Annotated in this window: 2 protein-coding genes; both read left to right on the top strand. The window is 31.5% G+C overall.

Features of this window, described 5'->3' with window-relative positions; all coding sequences use genetic code 11:
* Positions 1 to 277: 277 nt before the first annotated feature.
* Complete coding sequence (locus EDD63_RS11785) at positions 278 to 751, top strand: DUF6431 domain-containing protein (RefSeq protein WP_424945045.1); 474 nt, start codon at positions 278 to 280, stop codon at positions 749 to 751.
* A 122-nt stretch (positions 752 to 873) separates the two neighbouring features.
* Complete coding sequence (locus tag EDD63_RS11415; protein ID WP_134171440.1) at positions 874 to 2,325, top strand: ISL3 family transposase; 1,452 nt, start codon at positions 874 to 876, stop codon at positions 2,323 to 2,325.
* Positions 2,326 to 2,335 lie beyond the last annotated feature (10 nt).

Below are 2,335 nucleotides of genomic sequence, written 5' to 3'. Positions count from 1 at the left end.
TTTTAGATTAGCTATTCAAAAACAAGGGGATGTTTTCTCCTATAGATAAACACCTGCAATATAGAAGTTCGGGGTTTATTGATTCTCAACATACTATTCAAGCAAAAACAAAAGATAGATTATATATCATCCACACGAAGTTGTTGATGACATAATCTATCTTTTTTGATATTTTTTCTTTGAAAGGATAAATTAAAAGACAGAAAACCCCAAAGTTTCGACGCTTTGTTTTCTGTCTTCCCAACTCTCTTTCGAGAGCACCATTTAAGGCATTTTTATGATAACAATTGTAAGAAAAGATTTCAACCATAATATTAGTAAATCCGCATACGAAACATATATTGATACATTTGATGCAACTACTGTTGTTTGCACAGAAGGGTGCGGCGGAACACACACTAAACATGGATTCTATAAAAGAAGTTATTACCACAACAACAATAAATGTTACATCTACATTCTTCGCATCAAATGTAATAAGTGTAATAAGACTCACGCAATACTTCCATACTTCCTTTTGCCATATTTTTTAATTCCTATATCTGATATCATCAACATTTTAACTTTATACACAAAGGATCAATACAAATGTTTTTTTGAGAGAAACTACATTTATGATGAGTCAAAAGTTTCCTATATAAAAAGAAGATTTTCTGGCTGTGTAATTCACAGTGTTAAAAACCTTTATCAATCACTTTATTCGCATCTAACAAAGAGCGTTCATTTAATAGAAATCATGGAACCCACATAACGTGATTGGTCATACCTGTAATCTTAATTTATACTGCAGTTACTAGCTTATAAGCATAGAAAACTAAGGAGATTATTTACAATGAAACAAATGATTTTAACAAATATAGTGAGGAACACTTTATGAAACAGGAACCTCGCATTTTAAACGACCAAACAATTCTGCAGTTATTCAATTTAAGTCCAGATAAAGTAGAAAAAATTGCATTTGAAAATCGAAGAGATGCATTGTATATCATGATTACATTAAGTAAGGAAGAACAAGTATGTCCAGTATGTTTAAATAAGACCAGTAAAGTAAAAGATTACACGAAAAAGAAGATTTTACATGCAGCAATAACGCATAAAGCATGCTATATCGAATATCGTGCTAGACGTTATATTTGTCCAACCTGTAAAAAGTCATTCGCTGAACATAATCCATTTTCATATAAAAATCAAAAGTTATCTGCATTGACCGTATCTAATGTCTTAGCAGATTTAAAAAGTTCACACGAGACATTTACAAGTGTAGCTAAACGATATGGAATTTCAACAGCAACAGTCACTACTTTATTTGATACACATGTCCAAATAGCAAGACGAAGATTACCAAAGTATCTGACCATTGATGAAGTCTATGCATTCAAAAGCGATAGAAGCAACTACGTATGTGTGTTAGTTGATTATTTGAACAAAACGACTGTTGATTTACTCCCCTCACGAAAGAAACAAGATTTATTACTTTACTTCAATCAAATTCCATTGGAAGAACGCAAAGAAGTTCTATTAGTTGGAATTGATATGTGGCATACATATCGAAGCGTTACAAAAATTGCATTTCCAAAAGCAAAATGTGTACTTGATAAGTTTCATTTAATAGCAGAGTTTCACAAGCGTCTCGACAAATTAAGGATTCAAATCATGAAGGAAATACAACCACCAAAGGCGTGGAAGAAATCAAGCGATATTAAAAAGCAATGTGCGTATCACGATAGAGACAAACAATACTATCTACTAAAGAAGTTCAATTGGTTACTTATGAAGAACGATGAATCCATTATCGAAATTGATAATAAAAAATGGAGGCTATTAGATCCAAACATACCAAAGAAAAAGAATCGAAAACTCGGTAGATACTGTAATTATTATGATATAAGAGAAATGATTTTAGAGATTGACCAACGACTAATAACTGCACTGAATCTAAAGTACACATTAGACACTTTCTATAAGGAAGCAACTCTAGAAACAGCAAAAACAAAATTAGAATCATTGATTCTAGACATGTCGAATAGTGAGATTCCAGGTTTCGTATCTTTTTCTCACACGTTAATCAATTGGAAGAATGAAATCATCAATTCTTTTCAATTAATAGAGAAAGTGATTCAAGTTAAGGATAAAGAAACAGGGAAAATGAAACACGTCCTTACTAGAAAAAGGTTAAATAATGGAATAATCGAAAACCGTAATAAAGTCATCAAGCAAATAAAGCATAATTCTAATGGGTTTCACAATTGGGAACGATTTAGAAATCGAGTACTTTATGCAATCAATGATGATAGTACCTATCGTATATATTCCACAAAGCTATAAAGGACTAGCC

The sequence above is a fragment of the Breznakia blatticola genome (assembly GCF_004365815.1).
Classification (GTDB): Bacteria; Bacillota_I; Bacilli_A; order Erysipelotrichales; family Erysipelotrichaceae; genus Breznakia; species Breznakia blatticola.
Note: the sequence above shows the minus strand (reverse complement) of the source record. Positions and strands in the feature narration are given on the sequence as shown.